The organism is Streptomyces yatensis (genome assembly GCF_018069625.1).
Taxonomy (GTDB): domain Bacteria; phylum Actinomycetota; class Actinomycetes; order Streptomycetales; family Streptomycetaceae; genus Streptomyces; species Streptomyces yatensis.
Map to the genome: position 1 here is coordinate 5,038,074 of NZ_CP072941.1, position 21,601 is coordinate 5,059,674.

General features: G+C 70.3%; 22 protein-coding genes. 6 read left to right on the forward strand and 16 right to left on the reverse strand.

Annotation, left to right across the window (positions count from 1 at the left end):
• Positions 1-3: 3 nt before the first annotated feature.
• The 7 genes from J8403_RS20965 to J8403_RS20995 all read right to left on the reverse strand — a co-directional run bounded on the left by J8403_RS20965 (position 4) and on the right by J8403_RS20995 (position 8,316).
• The gene (locus J8403_RS20965; RefSeq protein ID WP_246585922.1) at positions 4-1,863 is read right to left on the reverse strand and encodes an alpha/beta hydrolase; all 1,860 of its coding nucleotides are present in this window, start codon (positions 1,861-1,863) and stop codon (positions 4-6) included.
• Positions 1,864-2,508: 645 nt separating this feature from the next.
• The gene (locus J8403_RS20970; protein WP_211124507.1) at positions 2,509-3,243 is read right to left on the reverse strand and encodes a 2'-5' RNA ligase family protein; all 735 of its coding nucleotides are present in this window, start codon (positions 3,241-3,243) and stop codon (positions 2,509-2,511) included.
• Positions 3,244-3,260: 17 nt separating this feature from the next.
• Positions 3,261-4,667 carry an extracellular solute-binding protein gene (locus tag J8403_RS20975; protein WP_211124508.1) on the reverse strand — a complete coding sequence of 469 codons (1,407 nt, stop codon included), beginning with the start codon at positions 4,665-4,667 and terminating at the stop codon, positions 3,261-3,263.
• Between the two features lie 103 nt (positions 4,668-4,770).
• Positions 4,771-5,592, reverse strand: coding sequence for a carbohydrate ABC transporter permease (locus J8403_RS20980; RefSeq protein ID WP_211124509.1), 822 nt, complete (start codon positions 5,590-5,592; stop codon positions 4,771-4,773).
• Positions 5,589-6,428 carry a carbohydrate ABC transporter permease gene (locus J8403_RS20985; RefSeq protein ID WP_211124510.1) on the reverse strand — a complete coding sequence of 280 codons (840 nt, stop codon included), beginning with the start codon at positions 6,426-6,428 and terminating at the stop codon, positions 5,589-5,591. Before J8403_RS20985 ends, J8403_RS20980 begins: the two co-directional genes overlap by 4 nt.
• A 258-nt stretch (positions 6,429-6,686) precedes the next feature.
• A complete protein-coding gene (locus J8403_RS20990; RefSeq protein WP_211124511.1) occupies positions 6,687-7,700 on the reverse strand; it encodes a LacI family DNA-binding transcriptional regulator in 1,014 nt (337 codons plus the stop codon).
• Entirely contained in the window at positions 7,693-8,316 is a 624-nt protein-coding gene (locus J8403_RS20995; protein ID WP_211124512.1) for an HAD-IA family hydrolase, read from the reverse strand. The genes J8403_RS20990 and J8403_RS20995 overlap by 8 nt, the downstream gene beginning before the upstream one ends.
• Before the next feature lie 283 nt (positions 8,317-8,599).
• On the opposite strand from J8403_RS20995, the gene J8403_RS21000 reads away from it, so the two are divergent.
• Together J8403_RS21000 and J8403_RS21005 are read left to right on the forward strand one after the other, a co-directional pair.
• Positions 8,600-9,091: a MarR family winged helix-turn-helix transcriptional regulator gene (locus J8403_RS21000; RefSeq protein ID WP_211124513.1), complete on the forward strand. Its 492-nt coding sequence runs from the start codon at positions 8,600-8,602 to the stop codon at positions 9,089-9,091.
• A gap of 211 nt (positions 9,092-9,302) precedes the next feature.
• The gene (locus J8403_RS21005) at positions 9,303-11,015 is read left to right on the forward strand and encodes a chloride channel protein (RefSeq protein ID WP_211128355.1); all 1,713 of its coding nucleotides are present in this window, start codon (positions 9,303-9,305) and stop codon (positions 11,013-11,015) included.
• 34 nt (positions 11,016-11,049) lie between these two features.
• On the opposite strand, the gene J8403_RS21010 is transcribed toward J8403_RS21005, so the two are convergent.
• Positions 11,050-11,550 carry a nitroreductase family deazaflavin-dependent oxidoreductase gene (locus tag J8403_RS21010; protein WP_211124514.1) on the reverse strand — a complete coding sequence of 167 codons (501 nt, stop codon included), beginning with the start codon at positions 11,548-11,550 and terminating at the stop codon, positions 11,050-11,052.
• A gap of 246 nt (positions 11,551-11,796) precedes the next feature.
• On the opposite strand from J8403_RS21010, the gene J8403_RS21015 reads away from it, so the two are divergent.
• Positions 11,797-12,462 carry a DUF4142 domain-containing protein gene (locus J8403_RS21015; RefSeq protein ID WP_211124515.1) on the forward strand — a complete coding sequence of 222 codons (666 nt, stop codon included), beginning with the start codon at positions 11,797-11,799 and terminating at the stop codon, positions 12,460-12,462.
• 92 nt (positions 12,463-12,554) lie between these two features.
• Here J8403_RS21015 and J8403_RS21020 read toward each other — a convergent pair whose 3' ends face one another.
• From J8403_RS21020 to J8403_RS44370, 8 genes are all read right to left on the reverse strand, one after another.
• Complete coding sequence (locus J8403_RS21020) at positions 12,555-12,941, reverse strand: hypothetical protein (RefSeq protein ID WP_211124516.1); 387 nt, start codon at positions 12,939-12,941, stop codon at positions 12,555-12,557.
• A gap of 139 nt (positions 12,942-13,080) precedes the next feature.
• Positions 13,081-14,193, reverse strand: a complete 1,113-nt coding sequence (locus J8403_RS21025) for a PucR family transcriptional regulator (RefSeq protein WP_211124517.1) — start codon at positions 14,191-14,193, stop codon at positions 13,081-13,083.
• A gap of 28 nt (positions 14,194-14,221) precedes the next feature.
• Positions 14,222-15,523 carry an ArsB/NhaD family transporter gene (locus J8403_RS21030; RefSeq protein WP_211124518.1) on the reverse strand — a complete coding sequence of 434 codons (1,302 nt, stop codon included), beginning with the start codon at positions 15,521-15,523 and terminating at the stop codon, positions 14,222-14,224.
• Positions 15,516-15,986 (reverse strand): CBS domain-containing protein, encoded by a 471-nt coding sequence (locus J8403_RS21035; protein ID WP_211124519.1) that lies wholly within the window; start codon positions 15,984-15,986, stop codon positions 15,516-15,518. The genes J8403_RS21030 and J8403_RS21035 overlap by 8 nt, the downstream gene beginning before the upstream one ends.
• Complete coding sequence (locus tag J8403_RS21040) at positions 15,973-16,251, reverse strand: hypothetical protein (protein WP_211128727.1); 279 nt, start codon at positions 16,249-16,251, stop codon at positions 15,973-15,975. The genes J8403_RS21035 and J8403_RS21040 overlap by 14 nt, the downstream gene beginning before the upstream one ends.
• 111 nt (positions 16,252-16,362) lie before the next feature.
• Positions 16,363-17,100 carry a hypothetical protein gene (locus J8403_RS21045; RefSeq protein WP_211124520.1) on the reverse strand — a complete coding sequence of 246 codons (738 nt, stop codon included), beginning with the start codon at positions 17,098-17,100 and terminating at the stop codon, positions 16,363-16,365.
• Between the two features lie 112 nt (positions 17,101-17,212).
• Positions 17,213-17,881: a DUF1707 SHOCT-like domain-containing protein gene (locus J8403_RS21050; RefSeq protein ID WP_211124521.1), complete on the reverse strand. Its 669-nt coding sequence runs from the start codon at positions 17,879-17,881 to the stop codon at positions 17,213-17,215.
• A gap of 139 nt (positions 17,882-18,020) precedes the next feature.
• Positions 18,021-18,806 carry a helix-turn-helix domain-containing protein gene (locus J8403_RS44370; protein ID WP_211124522.1) on the reverse strand — a complete coding sequence of 262 codons (786 nt, stop codon included), beginning with the start codon at positions 18,804-18,806 and terminating at the stop codon, positions 18,021-18,023.
• 224 nt (positions 18,807-19,030) lie between these two features.
• On the opposite strand from J8403_RS44370, the gene J8403_RS21060 reads away from it, so the two are divergent.
• The 3 genes from J8403_RS21060 (at position 19,031) to J8403_RS21070 (ending at position 21,536) form a co-directional block, all read left to right on the forward strand.
• Complete coding sequence (locus tag J8403_RS21060) at positions 19,031-19,693, forward strand: DUF4097 family beta strand repeat-containing protein (RefSeq protein ID WP_211124523.1); 663 nt, start codon at positions 19,031-19,033, stop codon at positions 19,691-19,693.
• 92 nt (positions 19,694-19,785) lie between these two features.
• The gene (locus J8403_RS21065; RefSeq protein WP_211124524.1) at positions 19,786-20,748 is read left to right on the forward strand and encodes an ATP-binding cassette domain-containing protein; all 963 of its coding nucleotides are present in this window, start codon (positions 19,786-19,788) and stop codon (positions 20,746-20,748) included.
• On the forward strand, positions 20,745-21,536 hold the full coding sequence (locus J8403_RS21070; RefSeq protein WP_211124525.1) for an ABC transporter permease: 792 nt from the start codon (positions 20,745-20,747) through the stop codon (positions 21,534-21,536). The genes J8403_RS21065 and J8403_RS21070 overlap by 4 nt, the downstream gene beginning before the upstream one ends.
• Positions 21,537-21,601 lie beyond the last annotated feature (65 nt).

Below are 21,601 nucleotides of genomic sequence, written 5' to 3' on the forward strand. Positions count from 1 at the left end.
AATTTAATCATATTGAACCCTGTCGTAGCTGCCGGTGATCACTGCGGCCTGATTCCACAGCGCAGTGGTTTCATCATCCCAGTAGTCACCATGGCCCTCGACACCTGATGTCACTCGGTGGGCGCCGAACTCGGGGTCGGTGGGAATGTTCCCGTCACCACCGAGCCCAACCTTCCGCCCCCCTTCCCGGACCCACCAGTCATCTCCCCCAATACCGCCGGCCTTCATGGCCCAGACATGGTCGCTCCCGATGCCGAGGTCGGACGCGTGCCCCACCTGCATGCCGGGGCTGCCCGCCGCGAAGATGTCGTCAACGGGCAAGGCACCGCCATGAGGGTCGTAGGAGGTATGGGACTTGCTGGCATCACCGATGACCGTGCTGCCGTAACTGTGCCCAATGAGGGTCGTATGGCCATGGTTGCCGGCCGCCGCCTCATGCGCCGCCCGATTGCCGTCGAGGAACTGACGGAGATGGGGCGCCGCAGCAGCCGCGTATTTGTCGTGCCGTGCGTCCGGAATGGCGTCCGGGGCGTCATACCCCAACCAGGTGATTGTGGAGACCTTGGAGTTGGGATCCAGTTTATTGCTCTCCGCCCAGAGCCTTTCCCCGCGGTCGAGATCTCCGCCGATACTGCCGATGTGCGTCTTGGTGCCCGGCACATACACCGCAGTGTGATCGGCGGTGTCCGGGTTTCCGGTGGCCATGATGACGCGACCGTCGTTCTTCTCCGGATCGAAACCGAGTAGATACGCCTCGGGTATGTGTTTCTTTCCGCCGGTCTCGTCAAAACGCTTCTGGATCGCCTCCATGCCATCCAGAGCGGCGTTCAGATGGTCCCTGCGGTCGTTGTACTTGTAGTACCACTTCGCGTATTCATCGGTGAAGACCTGGACCGGATAACCTCCGCTGCCCGGAATCGTCTTGTATTTGACCAGAGGTTCCTCGGGGATGCTCTTCAACTCCTCCTGGTACTTGGCATGCATCACGTCCAGATGGGTGCGGTTGGCCTCGTCCCGGACGGCGGCGGGCAAGCCGTTCATGCCGCCCACAGCCTTCGGGTGGAGGGCGATATAGGCGTCCTTCTCGTCCTGGGACAGGCCTTTCCACCATTCTGCGTTTTCCTTGGGGCTGCCGTCCCCCGGCGGATTCTTGATGTGATCCAGGTAGTCCTTGGCGCCCGACCTGACCCCGCCGGTGTCCCTGTCCGTGTCGATCCAGTCCTTGTCAGAGACGTTCAGATCATCGTCGGCCTTCAACTTGAGCAGCTTCGGCGCCCACCGCTCGTCGGCCTCGGTCGCCTCCTGGACAGCCTGGGCGATCCGGTCGGCGTATTCGATCGCCCGGCTGAAGTACGGGTTCGGGTGCTGATTCCCGGCTTGCCGGTCCAGGGCGTCGGCGATGTCATTCGCGTCTTTGCCCGGGTCTATGGGGGCACCGGACTCGTGTGCCCTGGCACTGCCGGTGACCTTGCCGCCCTTGGGGGTCTTGCCGTCGACCTCGTCGCCACCGGGCGGATAGCTCACCGAGCCGTCCGCGTTCACCGTCAGCTTCTCCGCCTGGGCGTCCTCGATTGTCGCGTCCAGCTTCTTCTTCGCCGCTCGCAGATCGAAAGCCAGCGCGTTCAGAGCGGTGCTGACCAGGCCGCACTCGACCTCCACGTAGTGGAAGTTCTCCGAGAGGTTCCGTAACTGGTTGTACGCCGCCGTGGCGGCTTCACCCTCCAGGGACTCTCGCATCTGGGCGGCGATCCGGCGCTCCAGCGCCTGCCTGGCCCGGCCAGCCATGTCGCTGGTCGTTTGGTAGCCGTCGGCCGCGCCCTCGAACTCGCTGGGCTTGAGGCCCTTCAGCGTCGCGTAGTCCACCGTTCAGGTCACCGACCCTTGTCCTGGCTGCCGGCGCCGGTGGTTGTCGCATTCTCCACGTTGCTCAGCAAGGCGACCAATTCGCTTCCGGTGTGCCGCGTCCTCCGGTCCGACTTCACTCCGCCGGATTCCCCCGCGCCCCACGGCTTCCCCGTCACACCGCCGAGTTGACTACATGTGATGCCAACCATGCCTTCCCCCCGTGCACGTTCGTATCCGCTATGTGCTGATGCCACACTACAAAATGTGTTCCGGTCGGTACGGACGGCCACTCACTGTCAGACAGGGCAAGCCGCGAGATGGGCCAGGCCGTGGAGCGGATCACCACCGCCTACGAAGCCGCCGGATACACCGTCGAGCGGGACCGTCTGACTCCCACCCAGCCGCAGCGATTCGCGACACCTTTGCCGACTGGCAGCAGCAACTGCTCTGAACGGTGCTCCGCCACCACCATGGTCACTCGGCCACACCAAGCGCCGTCGCGGCCAGGGGTCGGCAGACCGGCCGGCGGTCGGCGCTGTCGTCACCGCCGCTGTGGCCGCACCCGCACCTCTCGGAAATCTTCCGGGCAGGCGGCCGGCCCCCTCACACAGCAGCAGCCGCGCCACGGGGGCTGTGCGCAAGGGGGACAGCGGGAGAAACCGCTCAGTGCGGCAGGCGCCAGGTGTGGACGTGCTCCCAGGTAAGGGTCTGCCACCAGCGGCCCGACCAGTCGTCGCTGCGGGTGCGGTAGAGGGTGACCGTGTTGCCGGGGAAGCTCTTGGGGAACGGCACCGGCAGTCCTCTGACGTACTCCTCGACCTCTTCGGACAGGTCGGGGCGTACGTACATGTCGTGTGACACCAGCGAGAGATGAGCCCGGAAGGTGTCCGCGTCGAATTGGTGACCCATGGGGTTCGGTGCCGGAATCTCCAGCGGTACGACGGCCTGGTCGACCCGGGCGGCCAGGTCCGTGAACGCCGCGTTCGGGGTGACGCCGTCGGCGAGGTGATGGACGTCGTAGACCAGGCCCACCCCCTGCCGCCGGACGCCCGCGTTGTGAACGGTGATGGGCGACGCTCCGGCCAGTCCCCGTGTGACCGCGGCGACGATCTCCTCGGCCGGCGCCACGATGTGCCGACTGCCGACCAGGGTCGCGTGGGGCGGGAACGCACCGGCCGAGACGATCCCGTACTGCGCCCGCAACTGTGAGGTCACGGCCGTGACGGCTGCGCAGGTCGCGGGGTCGGGGCGAAGGTAGACGCCGTAGCGGTACGGGTCGCCGGGGGCCTGCGCGAACCGGTCGGTCGGTTCGGCCGCCGTCGCCGTCACCGCCGGGGCTGCGGTCACGGTCGCGGTCGCCGGCACGGCCGGGGCTGCGGTCACGGCCGGGGTTGCCATGGGGGTCGGGGGCATGGTCACTGTCCGGCCTGCCCTCGGTAGTCCTTGATCTTGGCGGTGGCCGCCTTCTCCGCCGCCCTCAGCGCGGTGTCGAGGGGGGCCTTGCCGTTGAACGCCTGCTGCATCTCGGGTACGACCACGGCTCGTACGCCGGACATCGCGCCGGTGAGACAGCCGGAGGTGGCTGTCGTGGGCCGTGTGTCCGCGAACTGCTTGCCGAGCACGGCATAGGGCTGGTTCTTCGCGAGGAACTGCTTCCAGGTGGCGGAGCTGTCGACTTCGGTGTTGATCGGGGCGTAGCCGGACGCCTTGGCGAACCGTTCCTGTGCCTCGGCGGACGCCAGATAGCTGATCGCCTTCCAACTCGCCACCTGCTCGGCCTTGCTGTGCCCGGCCTGGTCCACCCACATCGCGGCACCGCCGATCGCCGCACCCGCGTGAGACGGCGAACCCGAGAGGGGGTAGGGCAGCGCGGTGTAGCCGGTCATCTTCGCCTCCTCGAGGCCACCGATGGCGCCGCTGGAGTTGAACATCATGGCGGTCTTGCCCGCGGTGAAAGCGGACAGGGCGGCGTTGCCGTCGACACCGGTGTTGAGCGCGGCGCCATCGGTGTAGAGCTCGGCCATGGTGCCGATCGCCTTGCGCTGAGGCCCGCCGGTCAGCGACAGCGCCGTGGCCCCGTCACCCTTGCGGCCGTTGTCGGGCGTGCAGTAGGAGGCCCCGGCCGCGGCGGTGAGTTGCTCGAACCACCAGCCGTCCAGGGGCATGTCGATGCCCTTGACGCCGGGTACCCGGGCGTGGATCTTGCGGGCCGCGGCGGCCACGCCCTCCAGGGTGCCGAGCGACGAGCGGTCGACGCCTGCCCGGTCCAGCAGCTCGTCGTTGACGTACAGCAGGGGCATGGACGTGTTGAGTGGTACGGCGAGCAGCTCGCCGTCGGCCGTGTAGTAGTCGCGCGCGGCGGGGCGGAGCCGGTCGAGGTCCAGGTCCTTGGGGTTCGCGGCCGCCATGTCCTGGGCGGAGACGGTCTGGTGCGCGTCGCGCAGATAGCCGGTGGTGATGTCGTTCGAGACCATGATGCTCGGCGTGCCGCCGTCGCGGATCGCGGAGGTGTACTTGGCGATGGCGTCGGCGTAACTGCCCTGGAACGAGGACTTGACCACGATCTTTCCGCTGTTGGCCTTGTTGAAGGCGTCGATCTCCTTCTGGAACGCCTTGCCGGCCGGTCCGCCGAGCCCGTGCCACAGGGTCACGGTCACCGGTCCCTTCGCCGCGCCCAGCGCCGACGGTCCGGGCGCGGCTCCGGTGGCCTCCTCACCGGAGCCGCCGCAGGCGGTGAGGGTCGTCACGGTGACCGTCGTGAGCAATGCGGCCAGGACAGGCAATCGTCCGGGGCGGGAGGAGCGGGAGGAGCGTGAGGACATGGGGGATCGTCTTCCTTTTCTCGGCGCGTCACGGGTGAGCGGTTTTCTCCGCGCGTGCGGGGGAGCCGTTTTGCCGGCACGTGCGGGTGAGTGGTGGGGGCGTCTACGTCGTGACCCGCGAGGCCAGCCCGCGGACCAGGAAGCGCTGCCCGAACAGGACCAGCAGCAGGGTCGGCAGCAGAACGAGCAGGGTGCCGGCGTAGATCACCGCAGGTGTGGTGGCCTGGTCGACGACGAGTTGGGCGAGGCCGACCTGGATGGTGCGCCGCTGAGGCGAGTCGGTGATCAGCAGCGGCCAGAAGTAGCCGTTCCACGCCGACAGGGCGCACCACATCGCCGCCGTGATCAACTGCGGTCGTGCCATGGGCAGGATGACGTGCACGAGCGCCCGCAGGTCGCCGCAGCCGTCCAGCCGGGCGGCCTCCCAGGTCTCTCTCGGCAGGGCGAGGAACGCCTGGCGGAGCAGGAAGACCGCGTAGCCCGCGGCCAGATACGGCACGACGATCCCGAGCAGGGTGTCGCGCAGCCCGAGCGCGGTGGCGAGTTCGAAGTTGGGGATGACCAGACTCTCGCCAGGGAACGCCAGGGTGGCCAGCACCAGGGCGAAGACGACGCCCCGGCCGCGCCAGCGGGGGAACACGAGCGCGTACGCGGCCAGCGCGGCCGTGGTCAGCTGGGCGGCCGACTGCAGGACGGTGACGGCCACGCTGACCAGGTACTGGCTGGACAGCGGAGCGGAGTCCAGCGCCGCGCGCACATTGGCCAGGGTCAGCTGGTCCGGCACCGGGACGAGGCGGCCGGTGGCGACGTCGCCCGACGGGAGCAGGGCGGTGACGACGGTGACGTAGACGGGGAACGTGACGACCGCGACCACGATGCAGAGCCACAGCCAGCGCAGTACGGAACCGGCCTGACGGCGTCTCATGTCCACCTCCGCAGCACCCGGAACTGCAGTGCGGTGATCGCCAGGACGAGGGCCAGCAGGACCACGGCCAGGGCCGAGGCGGAGCCGACGTGGGGCAGCGCCTCGCCGAACGCACGCTGGTACAGCTCGTACACCAGCGTCGACGTCGCGTCGGCCGGGCCGCCCCGGGTGAGCACCTGGACTTGGGTGAACACCTGCAGTCCGCTGATGGTCTGGGTGACCAGGAGGAACACCAGACTCGGCCGCAGCATGGGGATGATCACCGACCGGGCGAGCCGCAGACCCGAGGCGCCGTCCAGCGCCGCCGCCTCGATGACCGACTGGTCGAGCTGGGTCAGCGCGGCCAGCAGGACGAGGAAGGCGAAACCGAACTCGTACCAGGCGGTGGCGAGCGAGACGCTGATGATGGCCCATGTCGGTGACTGCAGCCATGGCGGGCCGGTGACGCCCAGGTGGGCCAGCACCTGGTTGAGCGTCCCGACCGCGGGCGCGAACAGCCCCGCGAACACGGCCGCCGCCGCTGCCGCCGAGTAGGCGAACGGCAGGGACAACAGCACTGACACCACGGCTCGCGGCCTGCCGGCTGCCCGGCGCAGCGGGAGTGCCGCCGCGAGCGCGCCGCCCACGGAGAGCAGCACGCTCAGCCCGGCGATCGCCCCGGTGGTGAGCAGTGCCCGCCGCATGTCCGGGTCGGAGACCACGTCGACGTAGTGGGCGCCGCCGACGAACCAGGAGGGGTTACCCAGCAGGTCGGTACCGTACAGGCTCAGTGCGACACCTCGGACGACCGGCCAGTACGCGAAGACGAGCAGCAGCCCGACGCACGGCAGGGCCATGAGCGGCGCGGCCAGGGCGCGGGGCCGTGCGGCCGGGGCAGCCGATGAACGCGACCCGCGCCGTATGTACCGACGACGCGGCCCACCGGCTCCGGCCGGTGCGTGCGACGCGCTCGGTCTGCCCGGTCCGTCCGGTCCGCGCGGTCCACCGCGTCGAAGTGGAACGTTCCCAATCATGAGTGGAACGTTCCCACTTCCAGTCGGACCCCAAAGGACCCGCAAGGTGAACAATCTGCAAACCCCGCCGCCGGCACCCGATCAGGCCGCGGGCGGTGCCGTCGTCCGCCCGACGACCAGCGCACCCGGCAGCGCCCGGTGATGGTCGGGAGGCTGCTCACCGTCGAGCAACTGCACCAGGGCGTCCACGGCTCCGCCGCCGATCAGGTCGATGGGCTGACGCCAGTGCGTCAGACCGATCAGGGACGTCGTCAGATCGCCGATGCCGTCGTAGCCGGTGACGGACAGCTGCTCCGGCACGGCGGCCCCCCGGAGTCGAAGCTGTTCCAGCAGGGCGAGCGCATGGCGATCGCTGGGTGCCATCACCGCGGTGATCCCGGGATGCCGCAGCACCTCGGTCGCCCAGGCGCCTGCCGTCTCCCGGTGCGAACCGGGAATCTCCAGCACATGCGCGCCCCGCTCCCGCAACCGGCGGGCCATGGCCGCCGTCCGGGGCCCCAGCGTCACGGAGTGGCTCGTCGGTACGGTGACCACCGCGACCTCGCGGTGCCCGAGCCCGACGAGGTGGTCCGCCAGCGCGACGCCGCCCTCGTCCTCGTCGCAGTAGACGCTGGTGATGCTGGGATGGGTCTCCGGGCGTCCCGCCACCACCGTCGGCAGCCGCTCGGCGAAGGGCAGGATCCGCTCGCTCGGCAACAGCCCGCTGCACACGATCAGCGCCTCGACCCGCAGCATGGCGAGAGTCTCCAGGGCCCGGTACTCGTCGTCCTCCTCGAACCGGCCGGACCCGGTCGCGGTGACCACCCGGTAACCGTGGAAGGCCGCGCGCTCCTGCATCGCGGTGAGCAGGTGGCCGTAGAAGGGCGTCGCGGCGTCCCGTACGAACGCCCCGACGGTGTACGTGCGGTGGGCCACCATGGCCCGCGCCGACGCGTTGACGACGTAGCCCAGCTCCTGCGCGGCCCGGAGGACCCGCTGCCGGGTCTCCTCCCCCACACTGCCGCGCCCCGAGACGACGCGGGACACCACCGACTTGGACACCCCGGCCCGCCCGGCCACGTCTATGATCGTCGGGTTGCGCGGCCGGTCAGTCATCGAGCACGCCCTCCCGGGCGAGCACCGCCGCGGCCGCGTCGCCTCCGGTCCATACGTGCGCACGCCAGCCGTGCGCGCGGGCGGCCGCGACGTTCTCCGGACGGTCGTCGAAGAACACCACCTCCGACGGCGCGCGGCCCAGCCGTTCGTCGGCGGCCCGGTAGACGAGTGGATCCGGTTTCATCAGGCCGAGATCCGACGAGAAGACCAGGCTCTCGAAGTCATCGCTCCACGGCGCCCGGCGGACCGCCCGCGCCATCGAGCCCGGGGCGTTGGACAGGACCCCCAAGGGCGCTCCCCGCTTCACCAGTCGCGCGAGCAGCGCCGCGGCGTCGGGCGCGAGGGCCGTCCAGCAGTCGGTGTCGATCCGGTCGAGTCGCTCGACCCACGCCCCGTCGAGCGGGCGCCCCAGCACCTCGGCGATCGGCCGCCAATACGCGTCCGGGGAGGCGCCCAGGTCGTAGGCGTCCCGGTGAGTCCAGTACGGTTCGGCCAGTTCGGACTCGGATACGTCGAGGGCCTCGGCGAGAGCGGTCAGCGCACGGCCCGACGGCGCCAGGACGCCGCCGAGATCCCAGACGACCATGGTCGGCGATGTGTTTTGGGAACGTTCCACATCGGGATGATAGCGGGCTGGCGACAACAACTGACGGCCCTTGTACGCGGACCGGGATTCCGAGCCACCGCTGCCGCAACCGGATGGGCGCCCGCCGGAGCGGAACGTCCGCGCCCTTCGGCGGCGTCGAGGAGCTCGCGGCATGCCCCCGTCCGGCGCCCGGGTCGCCGATGTCGGAGCGGACACCGCAATCGCCACCCCGTCGCCCCCCGGCGGTCCGGACCAGGGGCGTCCGGGGTCCACCGGGCACACGGCGTCGGGACCGGGGCGGTAGAAAGGGCGTATGGCCCGCCCTTCTCCAGCCTCCGAGTCCGACGCCGAGGCGATGGTCACCGCTCTGCTGACCGCGTCCAGGCTGCTTGTCGCCGTCTCCGCCCGGTCGTTGGCCGCGGTGGAGGATTCCCTGACGCTGCCGCAGTTCCGGATGCTGGTCGTGCTCGACGGCCGGGGGCCGCTGAGTCTGTCCGGGCTGGCGGGGGAGCTGGGGGTGCAGCCCTCGACCGCGATGCGCATGATCGACCGCCTGGTCGCGGCGGGCATGGTGGCGCGCGGTGTCACCGCGGAGGACCGGCGCACCAGCGTGATTTCCCTCACCAAGGACGGTCGGCGGATTGTGAACGAGGCCACCGGCCGACGGCGGCGGGAGATCGCGGGCATCGTCGATGTCATGCCGCCCGGTCAGCGGCGTCATCTCATCGAGGCGCTGCAGGCGTTCACGGAGGCGGGCGGCGAGCCCTCCGTGGCCAACGGCCCGCGGGCGCACGCGACCTGGTGACGCCCGGAGGCGGCTTCGGCGCCCCCGGCCATCACATGCGACACCCCGCGCGGTTGACACCCGAGCCGACGCCGTCTGTGCGCCGGAGGCATTCTTTTGCATAATGCAAAACATGGCCAGTGAAACGATTAGTTCCCGGCGGGCGTCTTCCTCCCCCGTCCGAGCGGGCACCCGGCTCCTGAACGGCGCGGGACAGGCGCCGGGAAGGGTGATCGCGCTCGCACTGGTCGTGGGGTGCGGGGCCGGGCTGGGGGCGATCGCCTTCCGGTGGCTGATCCAGACCTTCACCGAACTGCTGTCGGGCCACGCCGACTACTCCGCCGCCGGGCACGCCGCCCACCCGTGGCTGCCCTGGCTCGGCCCGTGGTTCGTCGTACTGGCGCCGGTGGCCGGCGGACTGCTGTACGGGCCGCTGGTGCAGCGTTTCGCCAAGGAGGCACGCGGACACGGCGTACCGGAGGTGATGTATGCCGTCGCCCACCGCGGGGGACGGATCGCCCCGCAGGTCGCGGTGGTCAAGGCGGTCGCGTCGGCGCTGTGCATGGGGTCGGGCGGCTCGGTGGGCCGGGAGGGGCCGATCGTGCAGATCGGCTCGGCGCTGGGCTCAACGGTCGGGGGCGTGCTGCGGGTGCCGGAAGACCTCAGGCGGCTGCTGGTCGCCTGCGGTACGGCCGGCGGGATCTCGGCCACCTTCAACGCCCCGCTGGCCGGGGTGTTCTTCGCCATGGAGCTGATCCTGCGGGACTTCGCCGTGGAGTCCTTCGGTGCCATCGTCCTCTCCAGCGTCACCGCCAGCGTCATCGGCCGGGCGGTGCTGGGGGACGAGGCGTTCCTGACCCTGCCCGCCTTCCATGTCGCCCATCCCGCGCAGTACCTGCTGTTCGCCCTGCTAGGGGTGATCGCGGGCACGGTCGGCGTGTCGTTCACCCGGGTGCTGTACCTGATCGAGGACGCCTGCGACTGGGCCTGGCGCGGGCCTGAGTGGCTGCGCCCGGCGGTCGGCGGCCTGCTGCTGGGCGGCCTGCTGCTCGTACTGCCCCAGATGTACGGGGTGGGTTACCCGGTCCTGGAGAACGCCATCGAAGGCCGGTACGCCATGGGCCTGCTGCTGCTCCTGCTGGTCGGCAAGATCGTGGCGACCAGCCTGACCATCGGTATCGGCGGCTCGGGCGGGGTGTTCGCGCCCAGCCTCTTTCTCGGCGCGATGACCGGCACCGCCTTCGGCGTGACGGCCCACGATCTGCTGCCCGGCACCGCGGGAGCGGTGGGCGCCTACGGGCTGGTCGGGATGGGCGCGGCCTTCGCGGGCGCGGCCCGCGCCCCCATCACCGCCGTGATCGTGCTGTTCGAGCTGACCGGGCAGTACACCATCATCCTGCCGATGATGCTCGCCATCGTCCTGGCCACGCTCACCAGCCGCCTGCTGTCACGCGACACCATCTACACCCTCAAGCTGCGCCGCCGCGGCATCGACCTGGACAGCGCACGGCTGGGGTCCTCACTGGCCGGCGCGAGCGTCCGCGACGTGATGGAGCAACTCCCCGCCGCGTTGTCCGGCGGCCTGCAGCTGGAGGACGCCACCGATGTGATCGCCCGCTCCGGGCACGGAGTCCTGCCCGTCACCGGCCGGGACGGGCGGTACGCGGGTGTGGTCACCGCACGTGCCGTGGCCGAAGCACTCACCGAGCCCGATCCCGCCCTCGACGCGCACGCCACCCCGCGCGTCGTCGCGGACCTCGCCGAACGGCCCCCGGCGGTGACCGCCGACGCGCCCCTGAGCGGGGCGTTGCACACCCTGGTCGCCGCCGACGGCGCCGGACTGCCCGTCCTGGACGCGGAGACCGGCGAACCGGTCGGCTGGCTCACCCACCAGACCGTGCTGAGCGCGCTCCACGCGCCCGCGGTCCCCGCCGGGAACCCCTGACCTCACGTCAGCGCGTTTCCGCGAGCGCGGTGACTCACCGCGGCGCGGGCCGTTCGTCGGGGAGGACGCGTACGAAGGGGATGTGGTCACGCCCGATGCGGTGGTAGTCCTCCGCGCTGCCGTCCGTCTCCAGACCGCACATGCGCATCAGGCCCCTGGCCAGGCGTGGATGGCGCAGCGCGTAGGTGGCCATCAGGCGGCCGCACTCCTCGGGATCCAGCGGTTCGGCGACCGCCGGCATCCGGCGCCGTCCGACCTGGATGGTGACGTGTGGAGTGCGCCGGATGTTGCGGTACCACTGCGCGGACGGGCCGAAACCGGAGGCGAGGTGGTACGCCCCGGTCGCCGGGTCACGACCGGTCACCTCCAGGACGACCTGCCGCGGCAGGCCACTCGTCCGGCCCGTGTGCGTGAGCAGCAGCATCCGGCCACCCAGCAGCCACCCCAGGCGCCAGCGGTAGAGCAGGAGCGGCGCCCGGAACATCGCCCTGCGCAGCCCGGAAGGAGGGGGCACCCGCGTACGGCGGTTCGGCATCGACCGGTCTCCTCCTCGTAGGCGGCGTAGGCGGCGTAGGCGGGGTAGGCGGCGTAGGCGGCCGGGGTCCGCACTCGCGCCGTCGGGGAGCGGGGGAGCGTAGCGAATCGGAGGGTCCCCGGCCATCGGTTCCGCATGCTTTATCAAAGTGCAAATTTTGCACTGTCTAAAAGCCTAGCGTGCTCCGTGCCCACGACGCAGGTGTCCGCCCCCGCAGGCGGACGCACTCCCGATCCAGGAGGCACCATGACCGCGCACGCCCGGTCGGCATCCGGCCGCTCACGCAACCTCACCATCGCGGGCGTCCTGCTCCTCGCCCTGGCCGTCGTGGCCGGAGCGATCGTGTGGGCCACCCGGGGCGACGCCAACGCCACGGAGAACTCCTCGTCGAACTTCCCCAGCGCCAAGCCGGCCGCGCCGGGTGATGTGGTCACCACGGCCGGGCCGGTGAGCAAGCTGGACATGGAGTTCCTGGCGAAGGTGCGGCAGGCCAACCTGTGGGAGGCCCCGGCCGGGCGGCTCGCCCAGACCCACGCCACCAGCGAGGCCGTCAAACGGGCCGGGATGCACGTCATGGACGGACACTCCAAGCTGGACGAGTTCGTCCGCAACACCGCCGAAGCGCTCAACGTCCCCCTGCCGGACGAGGCCAGCGCCGAGCAGCAGGGCTTCGTCCGCACCCTGGAGGACGCCCAGGGCGCCGACTTCGACAAGAAGTTCGCCAACATCCTCCGCGGCACCCACGGCAAGATCTTCGTCACGATCGCCCAGGTCCGCGCCAGCACCAAGAACTCCCTGATGCGCCGCTTCGCCTCCGAGGTCAACCTCACCGTCCTCGACCACCAGAACGTCCTGGACGACTCCGGCCTGGTCGACGAGGCCACCTACGACGACATCGCCGCCACCTTCTGAGACCCGCATGCCCTCCACATGCCTCATCAGGTCCTGTCGCGCGGAGACCGGCCAGGCCCTTTGACCCTGAGCAACGAGGGTGGTGGTACGGGTCACATCCGGGACACGAGGCGATCGACGCCGGGCCGAGGGCGATCGAGCGGCCCGGCGGGCGAGAACAGGTGGCGGGTCAGCCGTCGCTGCAACCTGACACCCGCCCAGCCCGCGCCCGCCACGGTCGGCAGCACGGCGACGCGCAGCCAGTGCCAATCCGTCAGCGCGTCCCCGGCGAGCGCGACGAACCAGGCCAGCGCGATTCCGGTCACGGCCACGGCGGTGCGCCGTGGGCCGACGGTGCCGGCGCGGACTCCGTCTCCCCCGTGAGTCCCGCCGCCGGCCCCGCCGATCCGCGCCACCAGCCGGTACCCGGCCACGACGAGGAGCGTCAGGCCGGGCAGGACCGCCGGACGCTCCTGCGCGGTCCGCGGACACTCAGCCACAACGCCTCCCCGATTCCCCCGTCTCGGTGCCGGGCACATCGTGACACCGGGACCACGAGCCGCACATTGCCGGATCCCGGCAATCTCCACGCGTTCCTGACGGCCTGGTGACACCGGAACCGAACGGGCGGGGCCGCGTCTACAACGGGCTCCCCGGCCAGCCCAGCAGCCGCGCCCCCATGGCAGCCGTCTCCAAGGTGAAGCGCTGCAACGCGTCGCCCGGGTCGTAGCCCGTCAGGGCCCTGATGCGCTCCAGCCGGTAGGAGAGTGTGCGGACGCCGATGTTCAGTCGCCGCGCCGCCTCGGCGTTGACGTACCCCGCGCCCGCGCACGCGGTGAGCGTCTCCAGAAGCGGCCCGGCCCCGCCCCGGGCCCGCGTGAGCGGGCCGAGCACCGTGCGCACCAGGTCGGTCATGGCGGCCCGGTCGCGCAGGAGCACCGGAAAGACCAGCAGGTCGGCGGCGCGCAGAACAGGGCCGGGCAGCTCCAGACGGTCGGCGAGCTCCAAGGCGCTCAGGGCCTCCTCGTAACTGCTCACCACGCCACCGGCCCCCGGGTGCTCACGGCCGACGGCCACGCGCCCCGCTCCCACGTACCCACTGCCGGGATCGTGCACCCAGCTCACGAAGGCATCCAGGATCGCGCGCTCACGCTCACCGCTGGCCGCGACGCACACCAGCCGCCCGTCCTTCGTGGACAGCAGCACATCGTGCTCACCGAACCGGGCGATCAGCTCGCGCTCGACACGCCGTACCACCGGATGCACATCGTCATACCGCTCTTCCCCTTCGGCGACCGCCACCGCGTGGCTCCGCGCCAGCCGCAGCCCGAACCGTTCCGCCCGCTCGGCCAACCGGCCCAAGTCGCTGCGCCCGTAGAGCAGGTCGTCCACGAACTCCCGCCGCGCCGCCTCCTCCTGCCGCACCGCCAGGCGCTGCGCTCGCTCATGCCCCTCGCCAAGAGCGGCGACGGCGGTGTCCATGGCGCCGAGCAGCGCGTCGGCGGTACGGGCCGACGCCGACGCGCCGGACGCCCGGACCGCACCGGGCAGCGAACCCCACAGCCTACGGGTCTCTGCCAGGTACAGCCCGATCAGCTGCCGGAGGCCGAATCCCGCCTCGGCCGCCCGCTCCCCCAGATCTCGCAGTTCGTCCAGCTCGGGGCGGAGCAGCAGTCGGCCGGTCGCGGCGACGTCGGTGAGCATCCGCTCGTACCCGCCGAGGAAGTCATCAGGTATCCGGGGCTGTCTCATCGGTCGGCTCCCTGTGAACGTCGTAGCGTCAGCTCAAGGCGAAGTACCGCAGCCACAGATATCCGGCGGACAGGGCCACCGTCACGGCGGTGACGATCAGGCCGTACCGGGTGAACTGCCAGAAGGAGATGGGCTGGCGGTTGCGTTCGGCGATGCCCAGGACGACCACGTTGGCGGAGGCGCCGATGGCCGTGGCATTGCCGCCCAGGTCGGCGCCGAGTGCCAGCGCCCACCACAGCACATGGACACCGTCGCCGCCGCCGAACCCGTGGGCCAGGTCGGCGGTGATGGGGGCCATGGTCGCGACGTACGGAATATTGTCGACTATCCCCGACAGCACTGCCGAGCCGAACAACAGGAGCATGACCGCGCCAAGTTCGCTGCCGCCGGTGGCGTCAGCCAGTGCGCGGGAGATCTCCCCGATGACACCGGTCTCGATGAGCGACCCGACCATGATGAACAGCCCGGCGAAGAACGCCAGCGTCGGCCACTCCACCTCCTTCAGCGCCTCACCCGTCTCCACCGTCGAGACGGCGACGAGCAATCCGGCACCGAGCAGGGCCACCACGCTCGGCGCGTAGTGCAGCACGGGATGCGCCACGAACCCGAAGACGACCAGGGCCAGGACGCCCAGACCCTGGTACAGCAGCCGGTGGTCGCGGATGGCCTCCCGTTCCTCCAGCGCCATCACCTCGGCGGCCCGCTCCTCGTCGTACACCAGCGCCTTGCGGAACATCACCCGGCACAGCACCACCAGTACGGCGGTCAGGACCACGGCGATCGGGGCCAGATGGACGAGGAAGTCGTTGAAGGTCAGCCCGCCCCGGCTGGCGATGATGATGTTCGGCGGGTCACCGACGAGCGTGGCGGTGCCGCCGATATTGGACGCCATCACCTCCGCGATCAGGAAGGGCGCCGCCGGCAGCGCGAGACGTTCGCACACCAGCAGGGTGACCGGGGCGACCAGCAGGACCGTGGTGACGTTGTCCAGCAGCGCGGAGGCGGACGCGGTGATGACTATCAGCATGGTCAGCACGCGGAACGGCTTGCCGTGGGCGCGTTTGACCGCCCAGATCGCCAGATACTCGAACAGGCCCGTCTGCCGCAGGACTCCGACGATCGCCATCATCCCCAGCAGCAGGAAGATGACGTTCCAGTCGATTCCGGAACGTTCGTCGAAGAAGGCGGCCTTGTCGTCGGTGGCACCGATCGTGAGCATGACGGCCGCCCCGGCCAGGGCGGCGGCCGTCCGGTGGACATGTTCACTGATGATCGCCGCGTAGGCGACGACGAAGACGGCGATCGCCGCCCAGCTGTGCCAGTCACTCATAGGGCTCCGCATGTCCGAGGAGTCGGTGGAGGAGCTGCGAGGCGGTGATCACCCCGAGCAGACGCAGTCCCGCCTTGTCCCGCCTCGCCACCGCCACCAGCGGGCTGCGCGCCTGCGCCATCAGCGCGGCCACCTCCAGCGCGGTGTCGTCGGGATCGGCGATCGGCGGCCGGGCCGCCTTGTCGGACAGCAGGTCGCCGACCCGGCGGCCACGCAGCCCCTCGCACAGCCGGTCGGCGTGTTTCTCGTCGATGACGGCCGCAAGTGCCGGGTCCTCGATCACGTAGGCCGGGACGAGCGCCTTGATCACCTGGGAGGCGGGCAGGATGGCCTTCGGCTCCCCCTCGCGGTCCAGGACCAGTAGCCCGGGCAGTTGGTGCTCGGCCATGAGGCGAGCCGCCTCCAGCGCGTCATCATCGACGCGGACCGACTCGTATGCCATCGCCAGATCACGTGCGCGCATCGTCGTCCTCCTCCACTCGGGACGCCGTCCGGACTGACCCGGCGGTCCTCTTCTCCCTGCCCCCATCGTGGCCGTCCTCGTCATCGTCGTCCGGAATGCCGACGAGGTCCTCGACGTCGAAGAGACGAGCGCCCGGCACGTCGAAGACCAGCAGCGCCGCGAACTTGTTCAGCTCCGCCACGGCCTCGCCCAACGGCTCGAACGCGCGGCCGGACTCCGGCGAGACGGAGGCGAGCACCGCGCCCGCCGAGAAGGCGCACGGCACAACCCCTGCCGCTGGCGATGGGTGTGATTCTCCACGTCGGCTGCCATCTGACCCATGCCAACCCCTACCTGGCACCTGAGGCCGCACGGGAATCGCCGCCAACGGAACTGCCTAGTGCGAGGCGTTGTCCCACGCGTCGCCGAGCCGGCTCTCGTGGCTCTCCTCCAGCGCGACCAGGGCGGCGACCAGCCGTTCGTCCCACCAGTCCGCGAGGAGGGAGAGCTGGAACTCGTAGCCGCCGTCGTGCCAGTCCAGGACGGTCTCGCCGTCGATCCGCCACTTCGTGCGCCGCGGTGTCCGGGCCGCGGCGCCGCCGCCCCCGAGGACGCTCAGGAAGGCGAGGGCCAGCTGTACGGGCCAGATCAGCCACCACACGACCCACCAGAAGGGGTGCCCCTTGAGGCCAACGGCGACTGGGTGGCCGGTCTGCTGTACGGTCCAGCGGGTCCTGACCCGCCCGCCCCTCGCGGCCGGTTCGCGGACGATCGAGCCGAGCGGCGCCCCGGACTCGTCCACCACGTCGTACGTCGCCGGGCGGCCCTTGGACGCCGTCCTGGTGACCACCGTCGCCAGCTTCCCCTCCCGGTGAGGGTCGGCCCACAGGACGATGGAGCGGCTGCCCTGCTTACGTGCCTTCTGGTACGCGTCCAGCCCGCCCGGGGGAAGCGGCCGCTCCGGGTAGGCGACGGTCCGTACGAGGTCGCTCCCGTCCGGCGCCCGGTGGCCCTCCCACATCCGTATCTCGCGGGACAAGGCGCCGTCCTGCGGCTCGCTCTCCTTGCCTTCGTCCGCCGTGTGTCCGGACTGGACCCGCTCGCCCGAATCCGCCAGCCACATCTTTCGCCCCATGGGACGCCTCGCCCTCGTACACAACAGCCCTAACGCGATGGTCGGGACTCTATCGGGCCCCGGATGTCGTCGATCGCGCTGACCGCGGTCTCGTGCCCCAGTAAGGCGCAGGTCACAGAGCCGGCGAATCCCGGAAGGACGGGGGCCTGCGCAGCAGCCACTGCATGAATGTCCGGCGCGGGGGGCGTACCACCACGCGGCCGTGGGCCTTCAGGCCGACCAACTCCACGCGCAGGGCGACCGGCGTATCCGGATTCGCCCGAGTCTGGCGGTGCTTGACCCTGCTGTGCACCAGCCCCAGCTCATCGGTGTCGACCACGATGCCCGGCCTCGTGATCAGCTTCAGGGTCTTGCCCGTCATGCCCACGTCGATCCGCAAGGTGTTGTGGGTGATCACCGCGTCCGTGAAGTCGAGCGTCACCTTGCAGTACGTCACCGCGAGCTCCAGCCTCCGCGGCACCACCCAGCGCCCCGCGCGCTCGATCGGGCCGCTGTGGACCTGTTCGATCCGGACTACGTCCTTGGCCTCAGCCACCGCCATGCCGCCGACCGCAGCCGGTACGGGCGGCAGGTCGGCGGTGAGCGTGGCCAGTTCGTTCAGGGTCCGCGCCGACAGGGCGACTTCCAGGCGTTCGTCCAACTCGTCCGCGGTCAGCAGGCCGTCCCCCGCCGCGACGCGCAGCACATCCGCCACCCGGTCCCGGTCCGCGTGAGAGGCCCGCAGCTCGGGCGATGAGCCGGGGGCGGAGTGCTTCCCGGCGGGCGTGATCTCTCCCGACATGCTTCCGTCCTGGTCCTGGGCGAGGGGCAGCGTCGATTCATGGCATGCGGCATGCCGCATCCATCATGCCGAGGCCCGTTCGCGGCAACAACCGGTCGTGGCAACAACCGTGTCCCGGAGGCCAGTTCCCTGAGGCCCGCTAGCCGTGGTCCGGGCTTGCTGCGGCAGGGCTTTCCTGGGTCGTCGGTTCGGCGTTCGGTTCCGCGTCCGGTTCCGGGTTCATGTGGAGGATGTCGCGGGCCTGTTCCGTGGCACGGGCGAGGCTTTCGGCGACAAAGTCGAGGAAGCGCGCGACGTTTTCCAGGCGGACGGCGGCCGGGGTGCCGGGGCCGAGGATGCCGACGCCCTGGCGTGAGATCTCGACCTGCTGGGTGAGGGCGCGGACGCTGGCGGCCATCGACTGGTACCAGAGGTTGTCGTCGATGACGTACCGCTCCCGGCGGCGTTCGTCGCGCTCCCTGCGGACGAGGGACTGGCTCTCCAGGAAGGCGATCGACTTGGAGATGGACGCCGGGCTGACCTGAAGGCGCTGGACCAGTTCAGCGGCGGTCATGCTGCCGGAGTCGGTGGTGAGGAGGCAGACCATCACCCGCGCCATCATCTTGTTGGACAGGCCCGATTGCATCAAGACGGTGGTGAACCGCTCTTCGTACTCGGCCACGGCCTCGGGGTCGCGGCCATGCGGCAGGGCGGCCGGCTCCGCCCCCCGGGACGAGGCGGGCTTGCGCCGGTGGGCGCGGCGTTCGGTGGCGCGGTGGGCCAGGTCCGCGCGGTACCCGGTGGGGCCGCCGTTGCGCATCACCTCACGCGTGACCGTCGAGGTCGGCCGCTCCAGACGGCGGGCGATCTCGGCGTAGGGGAGGTTGTCGGCCAGCCCCAGCGCGATCTGCTGACGGTCCTTCTGGGTGAGCCTGCCGCCCGGCATCGCGCCCTCCTTCACATGTTGTCCGATGCCCCAGCATAGCGTTCACGCGCAATCCATTGCAACGTTCGAGCGAGCGCATGTTGCATTACGTTCAGGACCATCGCAACGAATAGTGGGCTTCTAGCTGCGACAACCTCCTTTCTATGCAACAACTTCGTTGCCAGACTCATGAACGCAACGTAGCTTTTCCCATGCCAGAAACAACGAGACGCAAGGAGAGCACGATGCCGAAGTTCGAGACCCCCGCCCCGATCGCCGCCGTCCTGGACATCCCCGCGGGGCGGGTCCAGATCATCGCCGCCGATCGCACCGACACCGCGGTCGAGGTCCGGCCCACCAACGCCTCGAAGAGCCGCGATGTGCTGGCCGCGGAGCAGACCACCGTCGGGTACGCCGACGGAGCGCTGCGGATCGCGGCCCCGGTGAAGAACCAGTACCTCGGCCCCTCCGGATCCATCGAGGTGACCGTCCAACTGCCCGCCGGTTCCCGGGTCGAGGCGAAGGCGGCGAGCACCGAATTCCGGGCCGTCGGCCGCCTCGGCGACATCGCCTTCGACGGCGCGTACCGCCAGATCAAGATCGATGAGGCCGGGAGTGTCCGCCTCACCGCGGTCGACGGCGACGTCGAGGTCGGCAGGCTCAACGGGCCCGCGGAGATCAGCACCGCGAGGGGGGACATCCGGATCGCCGAGGCCGTGCGCGGCAAGGTCGTGCTGAGCACCCAGCAGGGCGACATCTCGGTCACCGCCGCCGCCGGCGTCTCTGCCTCCCTGGACGCCGGTACCTCCTACGGCCGCGTCAGCAACCGCCTCAAGAACGCGGGCGCCGCCGAGCTCGAGATCCATGCGACCACCAACCAGGGCGACATCGCCGCCCGCAGCCACTGACCCCACAGCCTCTGACCCCACAGCCACTGCCCCCGCAACCTCCGATTGATCCCGCAACCTCCGATCCGCGGCTTCCAGAAGGAGCACCCCTCATGACCAGCTTGGCCATCGCGGCGAACGGGCTGCGCAAGTCCTACGGCGACAAGGTCGTGCTCGACGGCATCGACCTGGCGGTGCCGGCCGGTACGGTCTTCTCCCTGCTCGGCCCGAACGGCGCCGGCAAGACCACCGCCGTCAAGATCCTCTCCACCCTGATCAGCGCCGACGGCGGCGAGCTGCACGTCGCCGGCCACGACCTCGCCGCCGACCCGCAGGCGGTGCGGGCCGCGATCGGTGTCACCGGGCAGTTCTCCGCCGTCGACGGGCTGATCACCGGTGAGGAGAACATGCTCCTCATGGCGGACCTGCACCATCTCTCCAAGCGCGAGGGACGGCGGGTGGCCGCCGAGCTGCTGGAGCGGTTCGACCTGGTCGAGGCCGCGAAGAAGCCCGCCGCCAGCTACTCCGGCGGGATGAAGCGCCGCCTGGACATCGCCATGACGCTGGTCGGCAGCCCGCGGATCATCTTCCTCGACGAGCCGACCACCGGTCTGGACCCGCGCAGCCGCCACACCATGTGGGGCATCATCCGCGCGTTGGTCTCCGACGGCGTCACCGTCTTCCTCACCACCCAGTACCTGGACGAGGCCGATGAACTCGCCGACCGCATCGCGGTGCTGAGCGACGGCAAGATCGCCGCCGAGGGCAGCGCCGACGAGCTGAAGCGGCTCATCCCCGGCGGGCACGTACGGCTGCGCTTCACCGACCCGGCCGCCTACCAGTCCGCCACCGTCGCGCTGCGCGAGGCGACGCGGGACGACGAGGCGCTGTCCCTGCAGATCCCCAGCGACGGCAGCCAGCGGGAACTGCGCTCCCTTCTCGACTGGCTGGACTCGGTCGGCGTCGAGGCCGACGAGCTGACCGTGCACACTCCCGACCTCGACGACGTGTTCTTCGCCCTGACCGGCTCCACCGTGCCCGCCCAGAACGACCAGCCCAAGGAGAACGTCCGATGAGCGCCCTCTCCCTTGCCGTCCGCGACTCGGCCACGATGCTGCGCCGCAACCTGCTGCACGCCCGCCGCTACCCGTCGCTGACGCTGAACCTGCTGCTCACACCGGTCATGCTGCTTCTGCTCTTCGTCTACCTCTTCGGCGACACGATGAGCGCGGGCATCGCCGGCAGCGGCGCCGACCGCTCCGACTACATCGCCTATGTCGTCCCCGGCATCCTGCTGATGACCATCGGTTCCACTGTCATCGGGGCCGCGGTGTCCGTCGCCACCGATATGTCCGAGGGGATCGTGGCCCGCTTCCGCACCATGGCCATCCACCGCGGATCCGTGCTCATCGGGCATGTGATCGGCAGCGTGCTGCAGTCCCTCGCCAGCGTGGTCCTCGTCGGCACCATCGCCGTGGCCATCGGCTTCCGCTCCACGGACGCCACCGCCCTGGAGTGGCTCGCCGCGTTCGGACTGCTGGTGCTCTTCGCCCTGGCCCTCACCTGGATCGCGGTCGGCATGGGCATGGCCAGCCCGAACGCCGAAGCCGCCAGCAACAGCGCGATGCCGCTGATCCTGCTGCCGCTGATCTCCAGCGCCTTCATCCCGATCGACTCGATCCCGGGCTGGTTCCAGCCCATCGCCGAGTACCAGCCGTTCACCCCGGCCATCGAGACCCTGCGCGGTCTGCTGCTCGGCACCGAAATCGGCCACGACGGATGGCTCGCCCTCGCCTGGTCCATCGGCCTGACCGCGCTCGGCTACCGCTGGTCGACGGCGTCGTTCAGGCGCGACCCGAAGTAACTGGGATGCGCCCGCGGGCCCTCTCCCGCACCTCGTCCCACCAGGGGCGGCGGCCACCGACACCA

What these genes read in the sequence shown, in the direction of transcription:
- J8403_RS20970 (WP_211124507.1), bottom strand. Translation starts at nt 3,243, where the DNA reads ATGGCAACCCCGGCCGTGACCGCAGCCCCGGCCGTGCCGGCGACCGCG.
- J8403_RS20975 (WP_211124508.1), bottom strand. Translation starts at nt 4,667, where the DNA reads ATGTCCTCACGCTCCTCCCGCTCCTCCCGCCCCGGACGATTGCCTGTC.
- J8403_RS20980 (WP_211124509.1), bottom strand. Translation starts at nt 5,592, where the DNA reads ATGAGACGCCGTCAGGCCGGTTCCGTACTGCGCTGGCTGTGGCTCTGC.
- J8403_RS20985 (WP_211124510.1), bottom strand. Translation starts at nt 6,428, where the DNA reads ATGGCCCTGCCGTGCGTCGGGCTGCTGCTCGTCTTCGCGTACTGGCCG.
- J8403_RS20990 (WP_211124511.1), bottom strand. Translation starts at nt 7,700, where the DNA reads ATGACTGACCGGCCGCGCAACCCGACGATCATAGACGTGGCCGGGCGG.
- J8403_RS21000 (WP_211124513.1), top strand. Translation starts at nt 8,600, where the DNA reads ATGGCCCGCCCTTCTCCAGCCTCCGAGTCCGACGCCGAGGCGATGGTC.
- J8403_RS21010 (WP_211124514.1), bottom strand. Translation starts at nt 11,550, where the DNA reads ATGCCGAACCGCCGTACGCGGGTGCCCCCTCCTTCCGGGCTGCGCAGG.
- J8403_RS21015 (WP_211124515.1), top strand. Translation starts at nt 11,797, where the DNA reads ATGACCGCGCACGCCCGGTCGGCATCCGGCCGCTCACGCAACCTCACC.
- J8403_RS21025 (WP_211124517.1), bottom strand. Translation starts at nt 14,193, where the DNA reads ATGAGACAGCCCCGGATACCTGATGACTTCCTCGGCGGGTACGAGCGG.
- J8403_RS21030 (WP_211124518.1), bottom strand. Translation starts at nt 15,523, where the DNA reads ATGAGTGACTGGCACAGCTGGGCGGCGATCGCCGTCTTCGTCGTCGCC.
- J8403_RS21035 (WP_211124519.1), bottom strand. Translation starts at nt 15,986, where the DNA reads ATGCGCGCACGTGATCTGGCGATGGCATACGAGTCGGTCCGCGTCGAT.
- J8403_RS21045 (WP_211124520.1), bottom strand. Translation starts at nt 17,100, where the DNA reads ATGGGGCGAAAGATGTGGCTGGCGGATTCGGGCGAGCGGGTCCAGTCC.
- J8403_RS21050 (WP_211124521.1), bottom strand. Translation starts at nt 17,881, where the DNA reads ATGTCGGGAGAGATCACGCCCGCCGGGAAGCACTCCGCCCCCGGCTCA.
- J8403_RS44370 (WP_211124522.1), bottom strand. Translation starts at nt 18,806, where the DNA reads ATGCCGGGCGGCAGGCTCACCCAGAAGGACCGTCAGCAGATCGCGCTG.
- J8403_RS21060 (WP_211124523.1), top strand. Translation starts at nt 19,031, where the DNA reads ATGCCGAAGTTCGAGACCCCCGCCCCGATCGCCGCCGTCCTGGACATC.
- J8403_RS21065 (WP_211124524.1), top strand. Translation starts at nt 19,786, where the DNA reads ATGACCAGCTTGGCCATCGCGGCGAACGGGCTGCGCAAGTCCTACGGC.
- J8403_RS21070 (WP_211124525.1), top strand. Translation starts at nt 20,745, where the DNA reads ATGAGCGCCCTCTCCCTTGCCGTCCGCGACTCGGCCACGATGCTGCGC.